5 protein-coding genes are annotated in these 4646 nt (G+C 58.2%); all 5 read left to right on the top strand.

Annotated elements, in window-relative coordinates; genetic code table 11:
* On the top strand, nt 1–550 hold a 550-nt coding region (locus M0974_RS12705), incomplete at its 5' end, for an ABC transporter ATP-binding protein (RefSeq protein WP_297836814.1).
* A 347-nt stretch (nt 551–897) separates the two neighbouring features.
* On the top strand, nt 898–1839 hold the full coding sequence (locus M0974_RS12700; protein ID WP_297836812.1) for an ABC transporter substrate-binding protein: 942 nt from the start codon (nt 898–900) through the stop codon (nt 1837–1839).
* Nucleotides 1839–3005, top strand: coding sequence for a phosphotransferase (locus M0974_RS12695; protein ID WP_297836809.1), 1167 nt, complete (start codon nt 1839–1841; stop codon nt 3003–3005). Before M0974_RS12700 ends, M0974_RS12695 begins: the two co-directional genes overlap by 1 nt.
* Entirely contained in the window at nt 3002–3880 is an 879-nt protein-coding gene (locus M0974_RS12690; RefSeq protein ID WP_297836806.1) for a sulfurtransferase, read from the top strand. Before M0974_RS12695 ends, M0974_RS12690 begins: the two co-directional genes overlap by 4 nt.
* Before the next feature lie 120 nt (nt 3881–4000).
* Nucleotides 4001–4646: TonB-dependent siderophore receptor (locus M0974_RS12685; protein WP_297836803.1), on the top strand; the 646-nt coding region annotated here is incomplete at its 3' end.

The following is a 4646-nucleotide window of genomic DNA, read 5'->3' as shown; positions in this document are numbered from 1 at the left end:
GCAGCGCGATTGGCAAGGCGCGATTCAGATGCTTGGCCGACCGCTCAAAGAGCAGCGGGCGTTTACCGGGCGTTTGCGCCGTGAAGTACAAATGGTCTTTCAAGACCCTTATGCCTCGTTGCACCCTTTGCACCGAATCCGCCGTAGCTTACGTGAGCCGCGACAGATCAATGGGCTACCTTTCGACGAGGCCAGTCTCATTGCGTCATTGGAACAAGTGGGCTTGCCCGGCGAGGTGTTGGAGCGTTACCCGCATCAATTGTCCGGCGGCCAGCGGCAACGTGTTGCCATCGTCCGTGCTTTGCAATTGCAGCCTAGGTTGCTGTTACTCGACGAGCCAACCTCGGCGTTGGACATGACTGTCCAGGCGGAAATTCTCAATCTTCTCCAGACGCTACGCCGCGATACGGGCATGACCATGATCCTGGTCAGCCACGACATCAACACCGTTGCGCATTTATGCGATCGGGCGTTGTTGATCAAGGAGGGCTGTATTGAACAGCGACTTGATCGTGGGGCATTGGTTTTGCGGGCGAGTAGTTCGGCTTAGGGGGCAAGCCACGTCGCCAACGAGTTACCTCTTGTCAGCCAATACATAACTCTTTGAAATAAAGCCAATTAAATTGTAGGAGCGCGCTTGTCCCGCGATGGATCGCGAAGCGGTCCCAACTGCCTAACGTAGCTCTGTCTGGAAGAAATCGGTCACTGGATTACGACTGCTGCGGTCGAGCGCGACCCCGGAGCGATCGCGGGCAAGCGCGCTACAGATATGCGCTACAGCGCGGCAGATCCACAGAACTTTATTTCGGATATATCCATAGCCATAAACATTATTGGTATAGACCAGATTGCCTCGCTATAAATCGCCTACTCAAAAACAGTGCCTGGCACGCTGATGTGACCAGGCAGGAGCAAGTGGCGATGATTGGCGTGCGGGTAATGCTTGAATATTTCCATCCCTGGCCGAATTCGGCAGGGTTCTATCTAGCGCGGGAGCGTGGCTGGTATCGCGATGCCGGGCTCGATGTTGAGCTGGTCGTTCACGATCCATGGCGCGGTGACACTCTCGATCACTTGCTAGCAAAAGCGGTGCAGTTCGGGGTATTCCCGAGCAACCGGTTGTTGGTGCGTCGCGCCCTTGGTCAGCCTTTGCGCGCAATAGCCGCGATCAATCATAGCGGTCTAGAGTCGATCCAGACCCTCACTGACTCAGCTATCCTGAGACCGCGAGATTTGGCCGGTAGACGTCTGGCGTTAAACCCGACGCCGCGTGGGCTGGCGATGGTCCGGCATCTGGTCAAGACCGACGGCGGTGATCCTGACGCAGTCATCATGGTTGACAGTGGCGCCCGTGAGCTACGCCCTGAAGAGTTAGCCGCCGGGGTGGCGGACGCCAGCTTTGGCGGTTACTGGGCCTGGGAAGCGCTCATGGCCAGTTCGATAGCTGATGAACGTCGTGTGGTCTGGCCGGTGGATCAGATCGGTGCCCCGGCTTATCACAGCTATTTGCTCGGTGCCCATGAAGACACGCTGACCGCCGATCGGGAGCTTACCCGCGCCTTTCTGGCTGTGACCTCCCGTGGGTTTCTGGCAGCGGCGCACGACCCATTGAGCGCGTTGCCGGCGTACGAGCAAATAACACCCTACTTCCCCAGCGAGTTGCTCGCTCAATCGTTGCAGCGAATCGCGCCGACCTGGCTGTATGAGGGGCAGTGGGGCGAACAGCGTCAGACACTTCTTGAACCCTATGCGCAGTGGTTGCATGAGCATCAGGTGCTTGCTGACCCGGGCGCATGGCTTGAAGCGACCACTAACGCCTACCTACCGGAGCCTGTCTGATGACCGCTTCGCCAACAACCTCCCACGGCCTCGGCCTGGCGCCGGTGCAAGCTGATTGGCCTGCCATATCGGTCGACGCTGTGGAACGACTACTCAGTCGCTTTGAAAACCTCGGCGCGTTTCGAGAGCTGACATGGCACAGTCCGCGGCCGTTCTCGGCGGCGTGTCTGGTACAGACCTCGGACCAGTTGCTGTTCGTTAAACGGCATCACCGATCAGTACGCGAACCCGAGTGGCTGCGTGAAGAACATCGTTTCATGGCCCATCTGCGTCAACGCGGAGTATCGGTCGCGCAGGTTCTGGCCGACAGCCAAGGTGAAACCGCAATTGTCCTCGACGACTGGACTTATGAACTGCACGTAGCGGCAGTTGGGCAAGACCTGTATCGCGATGCTTTGTCCTGGACGCCTTTTCACAACGATCAACACGCCTGGTCGGCCGGTCGAGCTTTGGCGCAATTGCACGATGCAGCGGCGGATTATTCGGCTCCGCCTCGGCAAGCTAAGGTCTTGGTAGCCAACTTCCGCTTATTCGCTCACGCTGATCCGCTGAAGGCCATTGAAGCGGCCATCGCTCACCATCCGGGACTCGCTGCGTACTTGAACAAGCGCGACTGGCGCAGCGACCTGATAGCGCTGCACCTGCCGTTCCATCGTTTACTTCAGCCCCTGCTTGCAGAGCAAAAGCCGTTATGGACCCACAACGACTGGCACGCCTCCAATCTGCTTTGGAACTCGACGCCAGCGGCAACCGACGTCAGCAGTGTGCTGGACTTCGGACTGGCCGATCAAACCTTCGCGCTATTCGATGTGGCGACAGCGTTGGAGCGCAATGTGGTTCCGTGGCTGGACCTCGACACCGGTGGTAGCGCCGCGGCCTCGCTGGATGCGGTAAATGCATTGTTGGCGGGTTATCAAAGCGTGCGCCCGCTGTCGGCCCGCGACTTGTTGACATTGGCGGCGTTGTTGCCCGTGGTCCACGTCGACTTTGCCTTGTCTGAAATCACCTATTTCCAAGGAGTACTCGGCTCGGTCGCCAATGCCGACATTGCCTACGATGCTTACTTCATCGGTCACACTCGCTGGTTCAAGGGTGCTGAAGGCCAGCGGCTGCTGGGGCACATCCGCACGCTCGCCGAGGATTCAGGCGGGAGTGCGCAACGATGACAGACACGGCCGCTTCAATACTCATCGATCCAATCCAATTGCACCAACGCCTGATGGATTCGTCGTTGTTAATCCTCGATGCAACGGTGGAATTGCCTGCGCCGCGTTTTGATGGTGACTATCAGGCCAGCAGCGGATATGCCGGCTGGCTGCAGGCCCATATTCCCGGAGCGCTTCATGCGGACCTGTTTGACGCGCTCAGCGATCCGAACGCCGCCTATAGCTTCGCCTTGCCGAGCGCCAGGGCGTTAAGTACAGCGTTGGGAAAACTGGGCGTCAACCCGCAACGGCGTGTGGTGATTTATGACCGTGCCGACGGATTCTGGGCAGCGCGGCTCTGGTGGATGCTGCGCAGTCTTGGGCTTCACGCTTACGTGCTTGATGGCGGTTTCAAGGCATGGCAGCGCGCCGGTTTGCCGGAACAAAGCGGACCCGTTGTGACGCAGCCAGTTGCCTGGCAGGCATCTTTTCGCGACGGTTTCTGGATTGATCGCGCAGGTGTTCAGACGGTCCTCGCGGGTGACCGCTCCGGTGTTGTGGTATGCGCCTTGTCCGCTGCGTTGTTCGACGGCACCGCCGTGAGCCGCTATGCCCGTCGCGGTCACATACCTGGCAGCCGCAACCTGCCAGCGCGTGCGCTATTCGATGAACATGGCGGTTACTTAAAATCCGAAGCTCTGCGCACCAGCCTCGACTTGCTGCTGCAAGGTTCTGAGCCACTGATTCTGTATTGCGGTGGAGGAATCTCTGCGGCAGCTCAGGCGTTGGCACTGGCCGTAGTCGGTCGTACCGATGTCTTTATTTATGACGGCTCCCTTCAAGAATGGGCCGCTGACACTCGCTTGCCAATGACCACCGGAGCAGCTCCGGCCTGACGCCTTCGGGCACTCGCATTCTTTTTATTTGCTGAACCGGGGCTGATGGCAGACCTCGGCGCGTTTGGGTAGTTGTGCCCGGCAAACAGTGCTGGGCGGCGCAATCCCTAAGGAGCTTTGATGGTCATGTTTTATCGAATACCCGCTTTGCCGGTAACCGGCCGATTTGCGCCCAACCTGCTGAAGGTCGGCATTCTGATGGCCTGCGGGGTGGGCAATGGTTTGCTGTCTTGCGCGGTGTGGGCCGATGGTTCAAGCGCCTCGTCCTCAAATGTACAACTGGACACGGTGACGGTTGTTGGCGACCAAGAGTCTGACTACAAGGCAACCCGCGCTGCCGTTGGTGGTTTCGATGCGGCTCCGCTGATTGATACACCCGCTTCAATTTCGGTGATTACCAATCAACTGATAAAAGACCAGCAGGCGCGTCTGCTCAGCGAAGTATTGCGCAACGATGCCTCGGTGGGTGACAGCTACGCACCGGTCGGTTATTACGAAAACTTTGTGGTGCGTGGATTTTCGCTTAACTCGGCGAGCAGTTACAAAATTAACGGCCGGACTATCACCGGTGAGCAGAACGTTGCCCTTGAAAACAAAGAACAGGTCGAAGTGCTCAAAGGGTTGGCCGGTTTGCAAAGTGGCATCGCCGAGCCTGGCGGTTTGATCAACTACGTAACCAAACGCCCTCAGTCGGTACGCTCAGTAACGGTATCCACTGATGATCAAGGCGGCGGCTACGAAGCCGTGGACGTCGGCGGATTTTTTG

This window comes from Pseudomonas sp. (assembly GCF_026224925.1).
GTDB lineage: Bacteria > Pseudomonadota > Gammaproteobacteria > Pseudomonadales > Pseudomonadaceae > Aquipseudomonas.
Note: the sequence above shows the minus strand (reverse complement) of the source record. Positions and strands in the feature narration are given on the sequence as shown.

Coding starts and splice junctions, on each gene's coding strand:
- M0974_RS12695 (WP_297836809.1), top strand. CDS start 1,839: ATGACCGCTTCGCCAACAACCTCCCACGGCCTCGGCCTGGCGCCGGTG.
- M0974_RS12690 (WP_297836806.1), top strand. CDS start 3,002: ATGACAGACACGGCCGCTTCAATACTCATCGATCCAATCCAATTGCAC.